Annotated in this window: 16 protein-coding genes and 1 tRNA gene; 9 read left to right on the top strand and 8 right to left on the bottom strand. The window is 67.8% G+C overall.

The window, feature by feature from the left end; translation table 11 throughout:
* The first annotated feature begins 126 nt into the window (after nt 1–126).
* On the top strand, nt 127–2,493 hold the full coding sequence (locus tag G6N09_RS11265) for a lysylphosphatidylglycerol synthase transmembrane domain-containing protein (RefSeq protein ID WP_083022735.1): 2,367 nt from the start codon (nt 127–129) through the stop codon (nt 2,491–2,493).
* Nucleotides 2,494–2,502: 9 nt separating this feature from the next.
* Here G6N09_RS11265 and G6N09_RS11260 read toward each other — a convergent pair whose 3' ends face one another.
* From G6N09_RS11260 to G6N09_RS11245, 4 genes are all read right to left on the bottom strand, one after another.
* On the bottom strand, nt 2,503–3,582 hold the full coding sequence (locus tag G6N09_RS11260; RefSeq protein WP_083022734.1) for a galactokinase: 1,080 nt from the start codon (nt 3,580–3,582) through the stop codon (nt 2,503–2,505).
* Nucleotides 3,579–4,673: a galactose-1-phosphate uridylyltransferase gene (gene galT, locus G6N09_RS11255; RefSeq protein ID WP_083022733.1), complete on the bottom strand. Its 1,095-nt coding sequence runs from the start codon at nt 4,671–4,673 to the stop codon at nt 3,579–3,581. Before galT ends, G6N09_RS11260 begins: the two co-directional genes overlap by 4 nt.
* Nucleotides 4,670–5,146: a DUF309 domain-containing protein gene (locus tag G6N09_RS11250; protein ID WP_083022732.1), complete on the bottom strand. Its 477-nt coding sequence runs from the start codon at nt 5,144–5,146 to the stop codon at nt 4,670–4,672. The genes galT and G6N09_RS11250 overlap by 4 nt, the downstream gene beginning before the upstream one ends.
* 90 nt (nt 5,147–5,236) lie before the next feature.
* Nucleotides 5,237–6,022, bottom strand: a complete 786-nt coding sequence (locus G6N09_RS11245; RefSeq protein WP_083022731.1) for a class I SAM-dependent methyltransferase — start codon at nt 6,020–6,022, stop codon at nt 5,237–5,239.
* An 88-nt stretch (nt 6,023–6,110) separates the two neighbouring features.
* Between G6N09_RS11245 and G6N09_RS11240 the strand changes: the two genes are divergently transcribed.
* Together G6N09_RS11240 and G6N09_RS11235 are read left to right on the top strand one after the other, a co-directional pair.
* Complete coding sequence (locus G6N09_RS11240; protein ID WP_083022730.1) at nt 6,111–6,542, top strand: TIGR03618 family F420-dependent PPOX class oxidoreductase; 432 nt, start codon at nt 6,111–6,113, stop codon at nt 6,540–6,542.
* Nucleotides 6,543–6,563: 21 nt separating this feature from the next.
* Nucleotides 6,564–7,595: an isopenicillin N synthase family dioxygenase gene (locus G6N09_RS11235; protein ID WP_083022729.1), complete on the top strand. Its 1,032-nt coding sequence runs from the start codon at nt 6,564–6,566 to the stop codon at nt 7,593–7,595.
* On the opposite strand, the gene G6N09_RS11230 is transcribed toward G6N09_RS11235, so the two are convergent.
* On the bottom strand, nt 7,551–9,149 hold the full coding sequence (locus G6N09_RS11230; protein ID WP_083022826.1) for an amidohydrolase: 1,599 nt from the start codon (nt 9,147–9,149) through the stop codon (nt 7,551–7,553). The genes G6N09_RS11235 and G6N09_RS11230 overlap by 45 nt on opposite strands.
* Before the next feature lie 318 nt (nt 9,150–9,467).
* Nucleotides 9,468–9,550 (bottom strand) — tRNA-Tyr (locus tag G6N09_RS11225).
* A gap of 81 nt (nt 9,551–9,631) precedes the next feature.
* Between G6N09_RS11225 and G6N09_RS11220 the strand changes: the two genes are divergently transcribed.
* The 4 genes from G6N09_RS11220 (at nt 9,632) to G6N09_RS11205 (ending at nt 14,513) form a co-directional block, all read left to right on the top strand.
* Nucleotides 9,632–10,123, top strand: coding sequence for a YajQ family cyclic di-GMP-binding protein (locus G6N09_RS11220; RefSeq protein WP_083022728.1), 492 nt, complete (start codon nt 9,632–9,634; stop codon nt 10,121–10,123).
* Nucleotides 10,124–10,167: 44 nt separating this feature from the next.
* On the top strand, nt 10,168–11,643 hold the full coding sequence (locus tag G6N09_RS11215) for a flavin-containing monooxygenase (protein WP_083022727.1): 1,476 nt from the start codon (nt 10,168–10,170) through the stop codon (nt 11,641–11,643).
* Between the two features lie 75 nt (nt 11,644–11,718).
* Nucleotides 11,719–12,744 carry an NAD(P)H-dependent glycerol-3-phosphate dehydrogenase gene (locus tag G6N09_RS11210; RefSeq protein WP_083022825.1) on the top strand — a complete coding sequence of 342 codons (1,026 nt, stop codon included), beginning with the start codon at nt 11,719–11,721 and terminating at the stop codon, nt 12,742–12,744.
* Between the two features lie 164 nt (nt 12,745–12,908).
* Nucleotides 12,909–14,513 (top strand): SulP family inorganic anion transporter, encoded by a 1,605-nt coding sequence (locus tag G6N09_RS11205; protein ID WP_083022726.1) that lies wholly within the window; start codon nt 12,909–12,911, stop codon nt 14,511–14,513.
* A gap of 19 nt (nt 14,514–14,532) precedes the next feature.
* Here the strand turns inward: G6N09_RS11205 and htpX are convergent, their stop codons facing one another.
* Together htpX and grcC1 are read right to left on the bottom strand one after the other, a co-directional pair.
* Nucleotides 14,533–15,381 carry a zinc metalloprotease HtpX gene (gene htpX, locus G6N09_RS11200; RefSeq protein WP_083022725.1) on the bottom strand — a complete coding sequence of 283 codons (849 nt, stop codon included), beginning with the start codon at nt 15,379–15,381 and terminating at the stop codon, nt 14,533–14,535.
* Nucleotides 15,382–15,463: 82 nt separating this feature from the next.
* Nucleotides 15,464–16,480: a nonaprenyl/(2E,6E)-farnesyl/geranylgeranyl diphosphat synthase gene (gene grcC1 / locus G6N09_RS11195; protein ID WP_165756561.1), complete on the bottom strand. Its 1,017-nt coding sequence runs from the start codon at nt 16,478–16,480 to the stop codon at nt 15,464–15,466.
* Nucleotides 16,481–16,501: 21 nt separating this feature from the next.
* On the opposite strand from grcC1, the gene menJ reads away from it, so the two are divergent.
* Together menJ and G6N09_RS11185 are read left to right on the top strand one after the other, a co-directional pair.
* The gene (gene menJ / locus G6N09_RS11190; protein ID WP_083022724.1) at nt 16,502–17,746 is read left to right on the top strand and encodes a menaquinone reductase MenJ; all 1,245 of its coding nucleotides are present in this window, start codon (nt 16,502–16,504) and stop codon (nt 17,744–17,746) included.
* Nucleotides 17,747–17,811: 65 nt separating this feature from the next.
* Nucleotides 17,812–18,486 (top strand): class I SAM-dependent methyltransferase, encoded by a 675-nt coding sequence (locus tag G6N09_RS11185; RefSeq protein WP_083022723.1) that lies wholly within the window; start codon nt 17,812–17,814, stop codon nt 18,484–18,486.
* Nucleotides 18,487–18,500: the final 14 nt, after the last annotated feature.

Below are 18,500 nucleotides of genomic sequence, written 5' to 3'. Positions count from 1 at the left end.
ACGGATGGGACTCAGGCGGGGCGACGCGGCCGTATCTCACGAACAAACCACCGTGATACCCCAGCTCACCGGTTAAGTTGTGGCGAGCCGCCATGCGATGCGGCATGAGACGGACCGAAAGAGATCATGCGAGTTGAGGGGCGCGACGTCGCCGTCACCGGCAACCTGCTGCAGCCGCTGACCCGACGCACCAACGACATTCTGCGTCTGGTGTTGGCCACGCTCTTTCTCGCCACCGTCATCACCAGCTCGCTGGTCACCCGCTACGAATGGGTGGCCCTGGAGCGGTCGGTATCGCAGATCGTGGGGGTGCTCTCCCCCGTCCACGCCAACCTGGTCTACCTGGCCTACGGCATCGCGATCTTGGTGTTGCCGTTCGCGATCCTGATCGGGCTGGTGGTCTCCCGGCAGTGGAAACTGCTCGGGGCCTATGCCGTGGCCGGGCTGCTCGCGGTGGTGTCACTGTCCATTCGCAGCACCGGCATGGCGGCACCCAACTGGCATTTCGATCTCTCCGACCGGCTGGCCACCACCCTGGCGCAGTTCCTCGACGATCCGCGGTGGATCGCCATGCTCGCCGCGATGCTCACCGTCTCCGGGCCGTGGCTGCCGGCCCGCTGGCGGCGCTGGTGGTGGGCGCTACTGCTGGCCTTCGTGCCCATCCACTTGGTGGTCAGCGCGATCGTGCCGGCCCGCTCGCTGCTGGGTCTGGCGGTCGGCTGGTTCGTCGGCGCGCTGGTGATCCTGATCGTCGGTACCCCGGCGCTGGAGGTGCCGCTGGACGCCGCCGTGCGCACCCTGGCGCGCCGGGGTCACGCCGTCACCGAACTCGCGGTCATCCGGCCCGCCGGCCCCGGCCCCCTGGTGCTGTCCACCGTCGGCGAACACCCGGCGATCATCGAGTTGTACGGCCCCAACCAGCGCAGCGGAGGCGCCCTGCGCCAGCTCTGGCGCAAATTCCGGCTACGCACCACCGAAACCGCGCCACTGCATGCCTCGCTGCACCGCGCGGTGGAGCACCGCGGGCTGATGGCGATCTGCATCGGCGATACCGGGTTCGCCAACACCAAGACCGTCGCGGTCGCCTCCCTGGACCGAGGCTGGACGCTCTACGCCCATACCCCGCCCCGCGGAACTCCGCTCGCCAATAGCACCGCCACCACTCCGGTGAGCAAATCCTGGGAATCCCTGCGGCATCTGCACGATCAACAGATCTCGCACGGCGACCTGCGCAGCAAGGAGATGACCGTCGACGGCGGCACCGTGCTGTTCGGCGGCTTCGGCAACGCCGAGTACGGCGCCACCGACACCCAACTGCAGTCCGATATCGCCCAGTTGTTGGTGACGACGTCGTGGCTCTACGAACCGGCCGCGGCAGTGGAGGCGGCCATCGAGTACTTCGGCCGCACCGCGGTGCTGGCCGCCTCGCGCCGCCTCACCAAATCGGCGGTACCCGCGCGCCTGCGCAGCGCCGTGCCCGACGTCGGCACCGTGATCGCCGCCGCTCGCGAGGAGGTCAAGCGCCAGACCGGTACCGATCAGATCCAGACCAAGACCATCACCCGGTTCACCCGCAGCCAGTTGATCCAGCTGGTCTTGCTCGTTGCCCTGGTCTATGTCGCCTACCCGTTCATCAGCCAGGTGCCCACGTTCTTCTCCCAACTGAGGCAGGCGAACTGGGCCTGGGCGATGGTTGGGCTGATCGTCTCGTCGCTGACCTATGTCGGCGCCGCCGGTGCCCTCTGGGCTTGCGCCAACGGCTTGGTCCGGTTTCGAGATCTGGCGATCATGCAGGTGGCCAACACCTTCGCGGCCACCACCACCCCGGCTGGCGTCGGTGGCCTGGCGCTGAGCACCCGGTTCCTGCAGAAGGGGGGCCTGAGCACCCTGCGCGCGACGGCCGCCGTCGCGTTGCAGCAGTCGGTGCAGGTGATCGTGCACGTGATCCTGCTGGTCATCTTCACCACCGCCGCGGGCGCCTCGATGGATCTGTCCCACTTCGTGCCCGGCGCCACCCTGCTCTATCTGATCGCCGGCGTGGCGCTCGGCCTGGCCGGAATCGTGCTGCTGGTTCCGAACCTGCGGCGCTGGCTGACCACTGCGCTGCGTCCGCGCCTGACCGAAGTAACCGGGGACCTGGTGGAGCTCGCCCGCGAGCCCAGACGCCTGGCGTTGATCGTGCTGGGCGCCGCCGGCACCACCCTCGGTGCGGCGCTGGCCCTGTGGGCCAGCGTGGAGGCCTTCGGCGGCAACACCTCGTTTGTGACCGTCACGGTGGTGACGATGGTCGGCGGCACGCTGGCCTCTGCCGCACCGACACCGGGCGGGGTGGGAGCGGTGGAGGCCGCCCTGATCGGTGGGCTGGCCGCGTTCGGCGTGCCCGCCGCGCTGGCGGTCCCCTCGGTACTGCTCTACCGGGTGTTGACCTGCTGGCTGCCGGTGTTCATCGGCTGGCCGGTGATGCGATGGCTGACCGAGAACGACATGATCTGAGCTACAACGCTATCCCGCCCCCGCCGCGGCATACACCCGGCTGACCTCGGGTTCGGCATAGCCGGCGTCGGTGACCGCGGCGCGCACCGCGTCACCCACCTTCAAGGTGAGCTGGGTGGGCACCAGCGCGATCACGCAGCCGCCGAACCCGCCGCCGGTCATCCGGGCACCGAGGGCGCCGGCGGCCACCGCACTGTCGGCGATCAGATCGATGTGCTCGGTGGTGATCTCGAAGTCGTCGCGCATCGAGGCGTGCGAGGAGTTGAACAGCGCTCCGGCAGCCGCGAAGTCCAGCTCCGCGCACGCGGCGACGAAATCCAGCACCCGATCATTCTCGGTGAGCACATGCCTGGCACGCCGGGCGTCGACCGGGTCATGCAGTGCGCTCAGCGCTTCCACGCCCCGATGCTGAACGTCGCGCAACGACGCCACCCCCATTTCGGCGGCTGCCCGTTCACACGATGCTCGCCGTGCGGCGTATTCGCCGTCCACGTGGCCATGCCGCTGGCCGGAGTCCAGCAGCAGCAGGGTCACCCCGGAAGCATCGGGGTCAAACGGTGTCGGGTGCACCGTGACGTCCCGGAAGTCGATCAGCAGGGCATGGGACACCTCACCGAACAGTGACGACAGCTGATCCAGCAGACCCGTTGGCGCACCGACATAGTCATTCTCGGCGCGTTGGCCGATCCGGGCCTGATCGATCCGGTCGAGTTGTAGACCCGCTGCGGTGCTCAGCGCACCGAGCACCGCGCATTCCAGAGCCGCCGAGGACGACAGGCCCGAACCGATCGGCACGTCACTGCTGATGGTCATCGAGCCCCCGGGGACGGCGAATCCGCTGTCGCGCAACGCCCAGACCACTCCCGCGACATAGGCACCCCAGCCGTGGATCCGGCCGGGACTGGTGTCCAGCGCGATGGTCACCGGCGTGTCGGCGCGGTCGCTGAGCACGGTGAGCGTGTCGGCATCGTCCGGGGTGAACGTGACATGCGTGCGCTGCGGCAACGCTATAGGCAGTGCGAAACCACCGTTGTAGTCGGTGTGTTCGCCGATCAGGTTGACCCGCCCCGGCGCAGAGTAGGTGATCACAAGTCACGCAGCCTAGCCGCCACAGCCTCCGGGGTGACGTCGGCGATGAACGCATCCATCGCCGACTCCGAGGCCGCCAGATACTTCAGTTTGGACGCACTCCGTCTGATCGACATCAACTCCACGTGGAAATAGCCGTCGGCCTGGACGCCGCGGTCGCGGTATTGGTGCAGGGCGGCCATGTAGGGCAGCGGGGCATCGTAGATCCGGTCGAAGCGGCCCAACAGGTCTCGGTAGACGAGCGCGAAGTCGTCGAGTTCGTCATCGGTCAGGTCAGTCAGGTTGTGCACCCGACGGTTCGGGTAGAGGTGAACCTCTACCGGCCAGCGTGCGGCGAAGGGAACGAACGCGGTGAAGTGGTCGGAGCGCGCCACCACTCGGGTGCCGTCTGTGCGCTCGGCGGCCAGCAGGTCGGCGAACAGGTTGGTGCCATGTGCAATTCGATGCTGACGGGCCTGCGCCAGCATCGCCGCGGTGCGTGGGGTCAGATAGGGGTAGCCGTAGATCTGGCCGTGCGGGTGGGCCAGGGTCACCCCGATCTCCTCGCCGCGGTTCTCGAAGCAGAACACCTGCTCGATGCCGGGCCGGTTCAGTAGGTCGGCGGTGCGATGCCGCCAGGCCTGCACCACCAGAAGCGCGTGGGCCGGCGGCAGGTCGGCGAACGATCCCGTGTGATCGGGCGAGAAGCAGATCACCTCGCAGCGCCCCACGCCCGGCTTGGAAACAAACTCGGTGACGAAGCCGTCGGCGTCGGGCGGGGTGACCACACTGGTCCCCGGCCCCGCGAGGCTGGGGAACCGGTTCTCAAAGACCACCACGTCGTAGTCGGCGGCCGGCACCTCACTGGTGAGGCCGCTCGGGCCGGGGCAGAGCGGGCAGGCATCGGCAGGGGGCTTATAGGTTCGGTCTTGGCGTTGCGCGGCGATGATCACCCAATGGCCGGTGGTGCGGTCGAACCGTAGTTGCGACGGCTCGGGGTCGCGCGGCGGCAGCGGCCGACGATCCGGCATCGGGTCTGGCGTGTGGCCGGGCAACGCGAAGAACAGCTGCTCGCGGCCGTCGGCCAGCGTCCAGCGCAGCGGGGCGCTCACGCGATCAGCCGCGGGTGCAGCCGCTGGGGCGCGATCGTGACTCCGGCCGCCACGTCGTCGGCCAGGTCCGCGGCAAAGCCCCGCAGCCCGGCCAGGTCGATCCCGTGCGGCGCCGGGGGCGGCACCGTCGCCAGGTGTTCGGCGCCGCGGCGCAGCAGACTGATCGCACCGCTGACGTTCCCGCGTTGCACGTGCGTGACGCCCACCGCCAGCTGCGCCAAGCCCTGCCAGAGGTCACGTTCGGCGGCGGGACGGTGTTTCCAGGCGGCTTCGAGTACCTCGTGGGCGTTGAACGCCAGCCCGTCGTCCAGCAGCAGCTGCGCGTAGGCGAGCATCTGCGCGGGCGGGAGGTTGAGGTCGTCAGGAACGCCCTGGACACCGTCCTGGCTGCCTCGCGGCAACGGGCGGCCCAGACGGTCCCGCGGCCGGGCGTTGCGGGGGCGGCCGGAGTTGTCGCGGTCGCGGGTTGTCATGGGCTCATCATGCCGCGAGTCGGAATCCGGCGACGCTCCCACGGTGTGTTGCGTCGCAGGATTCCGGCTCGGCCTGCAGGCCCGGGAAACCTAGGCCGGCTTGACGGCGATCACCTCGATGGCAGCCATGTTGTCGCGGTGACGGCGGAACGTCGCACGCATACTGCGCACCCGGGCCCGCGCGTCGGAATCGCGCAGCACGTTGAACACGAACCGCAGCGCCCCGGGCAGGCCTTCGTCGGCGACCAGCCGGCGGGGCTCCAGCAGTGCCATCGGCGCGTAGCCGATCTTCTCCACAGCGAACCCCGCTTCGGTGAGCAACTCGGTCCATTCCCCGGCGGTCAGCGGACGGGCGTTGACCTTGATGGAGCGGGCCAGCGCGGTCCGGACCTCGTCCTTGACGGCGTCCGGCACATCGTGGGGCTGAAGCACCATCTCGTGGATGGCGTAGCGGCCGCCGGGACGCAGCACCCGGAAGGCCTCTCGGATGATGTCGGCCTTGTGGGCGTTGGTCTGCATGGTCAGCATCGCTTCGCCGATCACGACGTCGGCGCTGTCGGCGTCCAGACCGGTCTGCGAGGCCTCCCCGGTGACGACTCGGCCCCGGCTGCCGATTGCCGAACGCACGGCGCCGGCCGCGTTCGTGTCGGCCTCGACGCCGGTGTAGCTGCCGGGGTTGCGCGCCAGGATGTCGGTCGCCGTGCGCCCCAGGCCGGGTGCCAGCTCCACCACATCGACGCCGGTCAGGCGCGCGTCGGCCAGCATTCGGTGGGTCAGCTCGAGCCCGCCGGGCCGCAGGACGCGTTTGCCCAGCCGGGCGAAGAGCCAGTGGCCGGGCAGGTCGGCGGTCTTGCGGTCGGGCATCGGCAGGTTCATGAAACCAAGGTTAGCCTTACCAACATCGCAGCCGCCAGAGGTCTTTAGGCTCCGGAATAGCCACGGCCCCCTCGGTGTTCGACCGAACATGCCCAAGCCATTCACCGAAACCGAACGCCAGCAGTTCCTCGCCGACAAGCACGTCGCGGTGTTGTCCGTTGCGGCCACCGACGGCCGCCCACCGGCCAGCGTCCCGATCTGGTACGGCTACACCCCCGGCGGCGACATCGTCATCAACACCGGAGCCGGCAGACGCAAGGCCAGGCTGATCGAGCAGGCCGGCGTGGTGACACTGGTGGTGCAGCACGAAGACCTGCCCTACCAATACGTGATCGTCGAAGGCACCGTGGTCCAGACCACCACGCCGGCACCGCTGGACCAACGTGAAGCCATCGCGATCCGCTATCTGGGAGAGGAAGGCGGACGGGCCTTCGCCGCCAGCATGGACGACGAATCCAGCGTGCTGTTCACCATTCGGCCCGACCGCTGGCTGACCGCCGACTACTCCGGCGACCTCTAGCCACGACGAAAGCCCGACGCGATGCTGCCCGTGCTCGACCTGTCCGAGGCCGACACCGACACTGCCGGGTTTCGCCGGGCGCTGCGGGAGGCCGCCCATACGCACGGCTTTTTCTATCTCACCGGTCACGGCGTGCCCGACACGCAGATCACCGAGGCCCTTGAGCTGGCGCGGCAGTTCTTCGGATTGCCCGAGGAGGACAAGCAACGGATCAGCCAGTTGCAAAGCCCGCATTTCCGGGGCTATTCACGCGTGGGCGGCGAGCTGACCAACGGCTGCATCGACTGGCGCGAGCAGATCGACATCGGTCCCGAACGCCCGGCGCTGCCCGGCGCGCAGGGCTTCTGGCACCTGCAGGGCCCGAATCTGTGGCCGCAGCAGCCGGCGGCCTTCAGACCCGCATTCGAGTCGTGGGATCGCTCACTGTCCTGGGTGGGCCGCACCTTGCTCGGGCACTGGGCGGCCTCGCTGGGCGCTGGAGAAGATCTGTTCGACGACGCTTTCACCGCTCCGTCGACGCTGATCAAGGTGATCCGCTATCCCGGTACCGCGCACAGCGATCAAGGTGTCGGTGCCCACAAGGACTCCGGGGTGTTGACCCTGCTGCTCGTCGAGCCCGATTCCGAGGGCCTGCAGGTGGAAAGCGCGCCCGGTGAATGGGTGGATGTGGCTCCCGTGGCGGGTGCGTTCATCGTCAACATCGGTGAACTGCTCGAAGTCGCGACCGACGGCTACCTGCGAGCCACACGTCACCGGGTGCGCTCACCCCGGCCCGGCACCGACCGAGTGTCGATCGCCTACTTCCTCAACCCGGCCCTGGATGCCACCGTCGCGCGCATCACCCTGCCTGCCGCGCTAGCCGTCCTGGCCCGCGGGGTGGAGACAGACCCCGACAATCCCCTCTACAACACTTACGGCCAGAACGCCTGGAAGTCGCGGACGCGAGCACACCCGGACGTGGCCGCGTTGCACCACGGGATCACGCCGGCCCCGACCGCATCCCGGCCGTCAGACCACCTGGCGACCGGCCAGGAAGGTGGCGCGCACCTCTAGATCCGCGATCGCTTCCGGGGCGACGGTGCGCGGGTCCGCCGAGAGCACCACCAGATCGGCATACTTGCCCACTTCCAGGGAACCTGTCACGTCGTCGGCGAACAGCTGCCAGGCCGCGTCGAGGGTCTGCGCCCGGATCGCCTGCTCGACGGTGAGCCGCTCCTCGGGCGCCAGGACCCGCCCACTGGGCGCCACCCGGGTGGCGGCGACGCTGATATTGCGCAGCGGCTCTTCGGGGGTGACCGGCGCGTCGTTGTGCAGGGAGATACGAATGCCGGCCGCGACGGCAGAGGCCGCCGGCATCCAGCGTGACCCGTGTTCCTCCCCGAACAGCCCGTCGACCAGAACATCCCCCCAGTAGTGCAGGTGGTCGACGAACAGGCTGCAGGTGACACCCAACGCGGCGGCACGGCGCAACTGCTCGGGGCGAATGGCACCGACGTGTTCGAGGCGCAGCCGGTGATCGTCGCGCGGGTGCCGGCGCAACACATCTTCGTAGACGTCGAGGATGGTGTCGACGCCGTTGTCACCGTGCACGTGGCAGGCCATCTGCCAGCCGTGCGGGAAATACGCCTCGACGATCTCGGTCAACTGTTCACCGGTGTAGTTGGCGTGCCCGCACGATCCGGGTTCGACGCCGATGACGCGGGTGGCTTCGGTGTCCAGATACGGGAAGGACAGGTCGATGTTGCCGATCCACGGCGAGCCGTCCACCCAGATCTTGATACCGACCTGACGCGCAATGTCGTCACCGTCGCCTGGCGAGGCGTCGGTGTGCAACTGCGGATTGGATATCTCGTAGGTGCGCAGTCGTACCGTCAGCTCGTCATGCAGTGCCTGCACCAATGGCCGGAACTGCGGCGAGAACGCCATCTCCGAGATCGTCGTCAACCCCGCCCGGTTGAGCCGCGCACACTCGGCACGCAGCATCGCCGGAGCGTCTCCGGGCAGCATGGCCTCACCCAGCAGCGGAATGAGCGCCCCGGTCTCCTCCGCGGTCCCGTCCAGTTCACCGGCGGCGTCGCGGCCATACTTGGCCCCGACCGGGTCCGGGGTGTCGCGGGTCAGCCCCGCCGCTCGGCCGGCCACGCTGTTGAAGTACGCCTTGTGTCCCGAGTTGTGCACGATCACCAGCGGGCTGTCCGGTGCGAGGCCGTCCAGCCAGGCCAACGTCGGCTCAGGCAGGCCCGGCTGCAGCAGCTGGTCCCAGCCGATCGCGTAGGCCCCCGCGGCGCCGCGCGCGGCGACCTCTGCGCGGACCAGATCCACCACGGCATCTGCGTCTGTCAGGGTGACGGGCCGGATGTCGACCATCCGCCCCGACAGCACGACCGACTCCATCAGCGGGTGACCGTGGGCCTCGACGAAACCGGGCAAGACACAGCCGTCGCCGATGTCGAGCACCTGGGTGTCCGGGCCGATCAGACTCTCGATGTCTGCGCGGGCGCCGACCGCGACGATGCGCCCCTCGGTGACAGCCAGCGCCTCGGCGGTCGGTTGCGCATCATTGACCGTCAGGGCCGTGCCGATGACGACGAGATCCGCTGCGGGCATGGTGGGCTCCTTCTCGGCGGGCATCGCCGGAGTGTAAGCCGCCGCGAGTACGCGAAGATGCGAGCCCGCGGAATTGACTGCGCGGAAAGGTTTTACGCAGCCTGTGTCCAACCGTTGACTCCTCCAGGGCCCCTCGGCTTAATGACTGCAGGAGGCGGGGGAACGCCTGCCGGCCCACTTCCGAACCGCCGAGCGTCCACCGGGTGGACCTGCTGGCGGTCAAAGCCGCACTGACCCACGGGCAGCCGCCGAGGCTCGCCGCCAGGTCCGCGACCCCGAAAACAAGTCAGGCCCCCTCGAAAGGGGGCCTGACCAGTGTGGCAGGTACAGGATTCGAACCTGTGTAGGCTTCCGCCGACGGATTTACAGTCCGCTCCCATTGGCCGCTCGGGCAACCTGCCGTATCGCGTTTAGCAGACTACAACGAGGATGTACCCACAACACAAATCGGCCAGCACACCCATCAAGAGAGGACAGGTCTCGTGGCGGACTCATCGTTCGACATCGTCAGCAAGGTCGATCGGCAGGAGGTCGACAATGCCTTGAACCAGGCCGCCAAGGAACTGGCCACCCGGTTCGACTTCCGCGGCACCGACACCACCATCGCCTGGAAGGGCGAGGAGACCATCGAGCTGGTGAGCTCCACCGAGGAGCGAGTCAAGGCTGCCGTCGACGTCTTCAAGGAAAAGCTGATCCGCCGCGACATCTCGATGAAGGCGTTCGACGCCGGGGACCCGCAGCCGTCGGGCAAGACCTACAAGGTGAGCGGCAGCCTCAAGCAGGGCATCGACTCCGAGCACGCCAAGAAGATCAACAAGCTGATCCGCGACGAGGGCCCCAAGGGCGTCAAGTCCCAGGTCCAGGGCGAGGAGATCCGGGTGTCGTCGAAGAAGCGCGACGACCTGCAGGCGGTCCAGGCGCTGCTCAAAGGTGCCGACCTGGATGTGGCGCTGCAGTTCGTGAACTACCGCTAGCGCAATCCCGACCCGCCGGCCCGCCCGGTGCCTAGTCTGGGATTGTGACTACCGAAGAGGTCGTGGACGTCGTCATCATCGGGGCCGGCATCTCCGGTATCGGCGCGGCCTACCGAATCACCGAGCGCAACCCGGGCACCAGTTACGTCATCCTGGAACGGCGCCAGCGGATCGGCGGTACGTGGGATCTGTTCCGCTATCCCGGAGTGCGCTCCGACAGCAGCATCTTCACGTTGTGCCTGCCGTATGAGCCCTGGACCCGGCGGGAACGGGTCGCGGGCGGCGACGAGATCCGCGACTACCTGACCGACGCAGCACACAAGCACGGCATCGACCGCCACATCCGGTTCAACAACCACGTCCTGGAGGCCGACTGGGATTCGGCGACCGACACCTGGGCGGTGACAGCGCACGAGAACGGCACCCCGCGGACTTACCGCAGCAGGTTCGTGTTCTTCGGGTCCGGCTACTACAACTACGACGACGGCTACACCCCGGACTTTCCCGGTGCCGAGACGTTCGCCGGGACGCTGGTGCACCCGCAGCACTGGCCCCAAGATCTGGACTACGCCGACAAGAACGTGGTGGTGATCGGCAGCGGGGCCACTGCCATGTCCCTGGTGCCGGCGTTGGCCGAGACTGCCGCGCGGGTGACCCTGCTGCAGCGCACACCGACCTACCTGATCTCGGCGCCCAAGTACAGCATGTTCGTCAACGTGGTCTCGAAGCTGTTTCCCCGCAAGGTCGCTCACCCGATCATTCGGTTCGTCATGGCGCTCTTCGAGGGCTACGTGTGGTTCCTGGCCCGCAAAACGCCTCCGCTGCTGAAGTGGATGCTGCGTCGCGAGGCCGTGCAGAACCTTCCCCCCGGCTACGCCGTGGACACCCACTTCAAACCGCCGTATCAGCCGTGGGACCAACGCCTATGCCTGATCCCCGACGCCGACCTCTACGCCCACATCAGCGCCGGGCGTGTGGAGATGGTCACCGAGCGGATCGATCACTTCGACACCACCGGAATCACGTTGCAGTCCGGGGCACACCTGGACGCCGACATCATCGTCACCGCCACCGGCCTGCAGCTACAGGCACTCGGTGGGGTGCGGATCAGCCTGGACGGCAACGAGATCAAACCCACCGACCGATTCGTCTACAAAGCGCACATGCTCGAAGACGTACCGAATCTGTTCTGGTGCGTGGGCTACACCAACGCGTCCTGGACGCTGCGCGCCGACATCACCGCGCGCGCCACCGCCAACCTGCTGTCCTACATGGCTTCCCGCGGCTACACACATGCTTACCCACACCTGGGCGACCAGCCGATGACCGAGAAGTCGGCCTGGGACATCCAAGCCGGCTATGTGCTGCGCGCACCACACGCGCTTCCGCGCTCGGGCACCAAACGGCCCTGGAACGTTCGGCAGAACTACTTCGCCGACGCCCTGGACTTCCGGTTCGACCAGATCACCGAGTCCATGGTGTTCGGGCGGGCCGGAGAGGCGATACCGCTGGCCGGGTAGTGGCTGGGCTGCCGTTTAGGCGACATGTCCACAAACCGCCGGTATGGCGGTGGCGACGGCAATACGCTGTCGCTCATGCCTGCTGCTACTCGTACACCCAATGTCGTCGTGCTCGGAGGCGGATCGTTCGGCACCACCGTGGCATCTATCTGCTCGCGCCGCGCGCCGACGCTGCAATGGGTCCGATCGGAATCGACCGCCGCCGACATCAACGACAACCACCGCAACAGCCGCTACCTGGGCAACGACGTGGAGCTCAGCGAAACGCTTCGCGCCACCACCGACTTCGCCGAGGCCGCACACTGTGCCGATGTCGTCGTGATGGCGGTTCCCTCGCACGGATTCCGGGGAGTCCTCGAAGAGCTGGCCGCCGAGCTGCGCCCCTGGGTGCCGGTGGTCTCGCTGGTCAAGGGCCTGGAGCAGGGCACCAACATGCGGATGTCGCAGATCGTCGACGAGATACTGCCCGGACATCCGGCCGGCATCCTGGCCGGGCCGAACATCGCCCGCGAGGTCGCCGAAGGATACGCCGCAGCCGCGGTGCTGGCCATGCCCGATCAGAGCCTGGCGTGCGAGCTGGCGTCACTGTTTCGTACCAAGCGGTTCCGGGTCTACACCACCGACGACGTGATCGGTGTCGAGATGGCCGGGGCCCTCAAGAACGTGTATGCGATCGCGGTCGGGATGGGCTACTCGCTGGGGATCGGCGAGAACACTCGGGCCATGGTGATGTCGCGCTCGGTACGGGAGATGTCCAAGCTGGGTGAGGCCATGGGCGGGGCCCGCGACACGTTCGCAGGTCTGGCCGGGATGGGCGACCTGATCGTCACCTGCACCAGCCAGCGCAGCCGCAACCGGTACGTCGGCGAACAACTGGGATCCGGCAAGCCCATCGACGAGATCATCGCGTCGATGAACCAGGTGGCCGAGGGCGTTCGGGCCGCCAGCGTGATCATGAAGTTCGCCGCACAGTACGGGCTGAGCATGCCGATCGCCCGCGAGGTCGACGGTGTGATCAACCACGGCTCCACCGTCGAGCAGGCCTACCGCGGGCTGATCGCCGAAACACCGGGCCACGAAGTGGAGGGAGCGGGCTTCTAACTGCCAGAAACCTGTCAATACCTGCCAGAAACCTGGTAATTCCCTTCGGTTGTGTAACCGATGTTTACTTTCTAGACATGTTCACTTGGTGAACCGGTAATAATCGATGAATATCTTTGCTGCATCTCAGCGACGTCTTATGAGAAGAGCAGGGGAGTTACCGGATGCTGACCGCGCGAAGAGCCGGCGATGCCATCACCAACCGCACAGCCAGGTCACGATCGATCCTTCGGTATGACTTCCCGGCGTCATTGGTGGTGTTCCTGGTAGCGCTGCCGCTGTCACTGGGCATCGCCATCGCCTCGGACGCGCCGGTACTGGCCGGCCTGATCGCCGCTATCGTCGGCGGCCTCGTCGTCGGCCTGTTCGGCGGCTCGCCCTTGCAGGTGAGCGGGCCGGCGGCCGGCCTGACGGTGATAGTCGCAGATCTGGTGGCAACCTTCGGCTGGAAGGTGACGTGCGCTATCACCGTCGGCGCCGGAGTGCTCCAAGTTCTGCTCGGCCTGAGCCGGGTGGCGCGAGCCGCGCTGGCCATCTCCCCGGTGGTGGTGCACGCGATGCTGGCCGGTATCGGCGTCACCATCGCCCTACAACAACTGCACGTCCTGTTGGGCGGCAAGTCGGCCAGCTCAGCCTGGGTGAACCTGACTTCCCTACCCAGCGAGATCATCGACGCCAACGGACCTGAGCCGCTCCTGGGAATCCTGGTGATCATCACGATGCTCGCCTGGCGATCAGTGCCCGGTCCGCTGGGCCGGATTCCCGGCCCCCTGGTGGCGATCATCGGGGCGACGCTGCTGTCCTTGACGTTCTCCCTCGATGTTCGCCGCATCACCCTCGACGGCTCGCTGCTGGACGCCGTTGCGCTGCCTGAGCTACCCCACGGTCAATGGGCAGCCGCCGTCATCGGAGTGGTCACCGTGGCGTTGATCGCCAGCGTGGAGAGCCTGCTCTCGGCGGTGTCGGTTGACCGGATGCACAACGGCCCGCGCACCGACTTCAACCGCGAACTGATCGGGCAGGGCACCGCGAACGTCACCTCGGGCCTACTCGGTGGCCTGCCGATCACCGGGGTGATCGTTCGCAGCGCGACCAACGTCAGTGCCGGCGCGAAATCGCGGGCGTCGGCTTTCCTGCACGGGGTGTGGATCCTGCTGTTCGCCCTGCCGTTCGCCGGTCTGATCCAGCAGATTCCGAGCGCTGCGCTGGCCGGGTTGCTGATCACCGTCGGCGTCCAGCTGATCAAACTGGCTCACGTCGAAACAGCATGGCGCAGCGGTGATATCGCCATCTATGCGGTGACCATCGTCGGCGTGGTCTTCCTGAACCTGCTGGAGGGGGTCATGATCGGGTTGGCACTGGCGCTGGTCATGACCGGCTGGCGAGTCATCCGGGTCAAAGTCACTTCCGAGCAGGTCGGCGAGGCGTGGCTGGTTTCCATCACCGGCGCCTGCACCTTCCTGGCACTGCCGAGGCTCACCGGCGTACTGGCGCGGATTCCCGCGGGCGCCCGGGTCATCCTGGACATCTCGACTACCTACCTCGATCACGCCGCCGAACAAGCCCTCGACGACTGGCAGCAGCAGCACTGCGCCAACGGCGGCACCGTCGTGCGGCCGGGACAGTCCGGCGAGGATGCGGACTCCTCCTGCACGACCTGCGCACCGGAGGTCCGGCTTGAGGTGAGTCCGGAAGCGCTCGCACATGCGGTCCACAACGACGTGCCCGCGTTGGGCGTTCCCGGATCGAGCAGGAACGGACGCGCCTGATCGGAGCCGACAGGCCCCGCTATCCCCGGGCCATCGCCTCGAGCCGGCGAATCCGATCAGCCATCGGGGGGTGGGTGGCGAACAGCTGGCCGACCTTTTCACCTGCCCGGAACGGGTTGGCGATCATCAGATGCGACTGGCTGGCCAGTGCCGGCTCGGGCGGCAGCGGGGCGGCCTGCACGCCGTCGGAGATCTTGCGCAGCGCGGAGGCCAGCGCCAGTGGGTCGCCCGAGAGCACGGCGCCGGATTCGTCGGCCTGGTACTCGCGTGACCGCGATACCGCCAACCGGACCACCGAGGCCGCCAGCGGCCCCACCAAGGCGACCAGCAGCATGGCCAGCGGGTTGCCGTCGCGGCGGTTGCCCATGAACATCGCCATGTTGGCCAAGCCGGTGATCACCGAGGCCAGTGCACCGGCGACACACGAGATCAGGATGTCGCGGTTGTAGACGTGGGACAGCTCGTGGCCGAGCACAGCGCGCAACTCCCGTTCGTTGAGCAGGCGCAGGATTCCGCTGGTACAGCACACCGCGGCGTGGCGCGGGTTCCGGCCGGTGGCAAAGGCATTGGGCGCATTGGTGTCACTGACGTACAACCGAGGCATCGGCTGGTGGGCCGTGGTGGCCAGCTCACGCACGATCCGGTAGATCTCCGGCGCCTGAACCTCAGTCACCGGTTGGGCACGCATGGCCCGCAACGCCAGCTTGTCGCTGTTGAAGTAGGTGTAGGCGTTCATTCCTACGGCGAACAGCACCGCCACCCACATCATCTGCGGTCCGAAGGCCCGACCCACCAAGACGATCAACGCCGACATCACCAACAGCAGAAAGAACGTCTTCGCCGTGTTGTGGTGCGGGTGCCAGGTCATCGACTCCTCCTTGAAGAACCTTGAAGAACCCCAGTCGTGCTCATTAAACGCCGCCGGGGTCGCACGAGTTCCGCAACCGCGATCAGCCGTGTCGGTTGACGGTGTAGTCGACCAGGCTGGCCAGGGCTGCCCGGCCGACACAGTCGGGCAGCTCGGCCAGCTCCGCGCGAGCCCGCGCCGCATAGTCGGCCACCGTCTGCTTGGCCTGGACCATGCCGGCCGACGCCCGCAACAGGCCCAGCGCCTCGTCGACCGCCGCGTCCTCAGTGACCGGGCCGGCCAGCAGCACGCGCAGCCGCTCGGCGTCGGCTCCGGTTCCCTGCAGCGCGTAGAGCACCGGCAGGGTGTGCACACCTTCACGCAAATCGGTGCCGGGCAGCTTGCCGGACTCGTCAGGGTCGGAATCGATGTCGATGATGTCGTCGGAGATCTGGAATGCGGTGCCCACGATCCCGCCCAGCCGGGCCAGTCGTTCGATCTGCTCATCGCCGGCACCGGAGAACGTCGCGCCGAACCGCCCCGACGCCGAGATCAGGCAGGCCGTCTTTTCGTAGACCACCTTGAGGTAGTGCTCGATGGCGTCCGCGCCCTCGGCCGCACCGCGGGTCTCGCGCATCTGCCCGGTCACCAGCTCTGCGAAGGTCTCGGCGATGATCCGCACCGCGTCCGGGCCCAGTCGCGACACCAGGCGTGACGCGGTCGCGAACAGGTAGTCGCCGGCCAGAATCGCAATGTTGTTGCCCCACCGGGCATTGGCGCTCGGCGCTCCGCGGCGGATCTGCGCCTCATCCATCACATCGTCGTGATACAGCGTGGCCAGGTGCACCAGCTCGATCACCGCGCCGGCGACCGTTACCTGCCACGCGTCGGGCTCGGGCCCGAGCTGAGCGGACAGCACCGTGAACAGCGGACGGAAGCGCTTGCCGCCGGCATCGAACAGGTGGGTCACCGCCTCGGTCATCAGGCCGTCGCCGCCCCGCAGCTCGGTGTCCATCAGCTCTTCGATGCGGGCGACCCCGTCACGCACCCGACCCGCGAAATCCGGGTCCCCCAGGCCGCCGAAATCCAACCCCGCCACCACACTCGCCGGTGTCCTCACGGCTCCAACATACTGGTGACTGTGAATTCCAGGGCTGAGACGGTGGCCGAGGTAGTGGTAGTGGGTGCCGGACCGGCCGGGTCGGCGGCAGCCGCTTGGGCCGCCAGAGCGGGCCGCGACGTGCTGCTGATCGACTCAGCCGCATTCCCCCGGGACAAGACGTGCGGGGACGGCCTGACCCCCCGCGCCGTCGAGCAGCTGGAACTGCTCGGCCTCGGCGAGTGGCTCGACGGTCACATCCGCCACCGCGGCCTGCGGATGGCCGGTTTCGGCAGCGAACTCGAAGTGGACTGGCCGGGCCCGTCCTTTCCCTCGACCGGCAGTGCCGCGCCCCGCACCGAACTCGACGAGCGAATCCGCAGAGTCGCCGAAGACTCCGGCGCCCGAATGCTGCTGGGCGTCAAGGCGGTCGACGTTCAGCACGATGCGTCGGGAAGAGTGCGCTCGATCGTGCTGGGCGACGGCTCGCAGGTGGCCTGCCAGACCCTGATCGTTGCCGACGGTGCGCGCTCCACGCTGGGCCGGGCGCTGGGCCGCCAATGGCACCAGGAGACGGTCTACGGGGTGGCCGCCCGCGGCTACCTGGCCTCCCCGCGCAGCGACGAGCCCTGGCTGACGTCGCACCTGGAGCTGCGCTCACCCGAGGGAGCGGTGCTGCCGGGCTACGGATGGATCTTCCCGCTGGGCAACGGCGAGGTGAACATCGGCGTGGGAGCACTGGCCACCGTCAAACGGCCCGCGGACGTGGCGCTGCGACCGCTGATGGCCTACTACGCCGACCAGCGCCGCGAAGAATGGGGATTCGACGGCCCGGTACGCGCGCCATCGAGCGCGCTGCTGCCCATGGGCGGCGCGGTCTCGGGGGTCGCCGGACCCAACTGGATGTTGATCGGTGATGCCGCGGCCTGCGTCAACCCGCTCAATGGTGAGGGCATCGACTACGGCCTGGAGACCGGGCGATTGGCCGTCGATCTGCTGACCGCGTCGGGACCGTCGGCGGTGCTCACCCAGGCCTGGCCCGAGCTGCTCACCGCCCACTATGCCCGGGCGTTCTCGGTGGCCCGGCGGCTGGCGCTGTTGCTGACGTTCCCCCGCTTCCTGCCGGCCACCGGACCGCTGGCAATGCGCTCCCCGGCCTTGATGAAGTTCGCCGTGCGGGTGATGGGTAACCTGGTCACCGACGAGGACGCCGACTTTGTGGCCCGGATCTGGCGCGGCGGTGGGCGATTGTCGCGGCGTATCGATGGCCGCCGCCCGTTCTCCTAGCACTGACATTGCGACGGTATATCAACATCGTTGACATACGTCGGGGCCGTTGCTATACCGGAGTCATGAGCGAACCCATGGAACTGCACTTCGACGCCGCCTACCGGGGAGAATCCGAGGAGCTGGGGGCAGGAACCAAGCCACCGTGGAGCATCGGAGAGCCTCAGCCCGAACTGGCTGCACTGATCGCCGAGGGCAGATTCCACGGCGATGTCCTCGACGTCGGCTGCGGCGAGGGCGCCATCTCGCTGTATCTGGCCGAACGGGGCCACACCACCGTGGGCCTCGACAGCTCGCCCACCGCCATCGACCTGGCCCGCCGTGAAGCCGCCGAACGCGGCCTGACCAACGCCACCTTCGAGGTCGCCGACATCAGCGCGTTCTCCGGCTATGACGGCCGCTTCGGCACCATCGTGGACAGCACCCTGTTCCACTCGATCCCGGTCGAAGCCCGCGACGGCTACCAGCGCTCGATCGTGCGCGCCGCCGCGCCCGGGACGTCGTACTTCGTGCTGGTGTTCGACAAAGCCGCCATCCCGCAAGGCCCGCCGTTCGCGGTGACCGCCGACGAACTGCGCGAGGTGGTCGCCAAGTACTGGGTGATCGACGAGATCAAGCCGGCCCGCATCCACGCGGTGTTCCCCGACGAGTTCCCCGGCTTCGGCGGCGTTCCGCTGCGGGCAGAGGCAGGCGGTCGCAAGTCGGCCGCGGGCTGGCTGCTCTCGGCCCACGTGGGCTGAGCCGGAAGGTCGAG

This window comes from Mycolicibacter minnesotensis (assembly GCF_010731755.1).
Taxonomy (GTDB): domain Bacteria; phylum Actinomycetota; class Actinomycetes; order Mycobacteriales; family Mycobacteriaceae; genus Mycobacterium; species Mycobacterium minnesotense.
This window is presented reverse-complemented; position numbering and strand designations above follow the sequence as displayed.

Excerpts from the sequence above, each read along its gene's own strand:
- G6N09_RS11265 (WP_083022735.1), top strand. The coding sequence starts at position 127 with ATGCGAGTTGAGGGGCGCGACGTCGCCGTCACCGGCAACCTGCTGCAG.
- G6N09_RS11250 (WP_083022732.1), bottom strand. The coding sequence starts at position 5,146 with ATGACAACCCGCGACCGCGACAACTCCGGCCGCCCCCGCAACGCCCGG.
- G6N09_RS11245 (WP_083022731.1), bottom strand. The coding sequence starts at position 6,022 with ATGAACCTGCCGATGCCCGACCGCAAGACCGCCGACCTGCCCGGCCAC.
- G6N09_RS11240 (WP_083022730.1), top strand. The coding sequence starts at position 6,111 with ATGCCCAAGCCATTCACCGAAACCGAACGCCAGCAGTTCCTCGCCGAC.
- G6N09_RS11235 (WP_083022729.1), top strand. The coding sequence starts at position 6,564 with ATGCTGCCCGTGCTCGACCTGTCCGAGGCCGACACCGACACTGCCGGG.
- G6N09_RS11230 (WP_083022826.1), bottom strand. The coding sequence starts at position 9,149 with ATGCCCGCAGCGGATCTCGTCGTCATCGGCACGGCCCTGACGGTCAAT.
- G6N09_RS11210 (WP_083022825.1), top strand. The coding sequence starts at position 11,719 with ATGCCTGCTGCTACTCGTACACCCAATGTCGTCGTGCTCGGAGGCGGA.
- G6N09_RS11205 (WP_083022726.1), top strand. The coding sequence starts at position 12,909 with ATGCTGACCGCGCGAAGAGCCGGCGATGCCATCACCAACCGCACAGCC.
- htpX (WP_083022725.1), bottom strand. The coding sequence starts at position 15,381 with ATGACCTGGCACCCGCACCACAACACGGCGAAGACGTTCTTTCTGCTG.
- G6N09_RS11185 (WP_083022723.1), top strand. The coding sequence starts at position 17,812 with ATGAGCGAACCCATGGAACTGCACTTCGACGCCGCCTACCGGGGAGAA.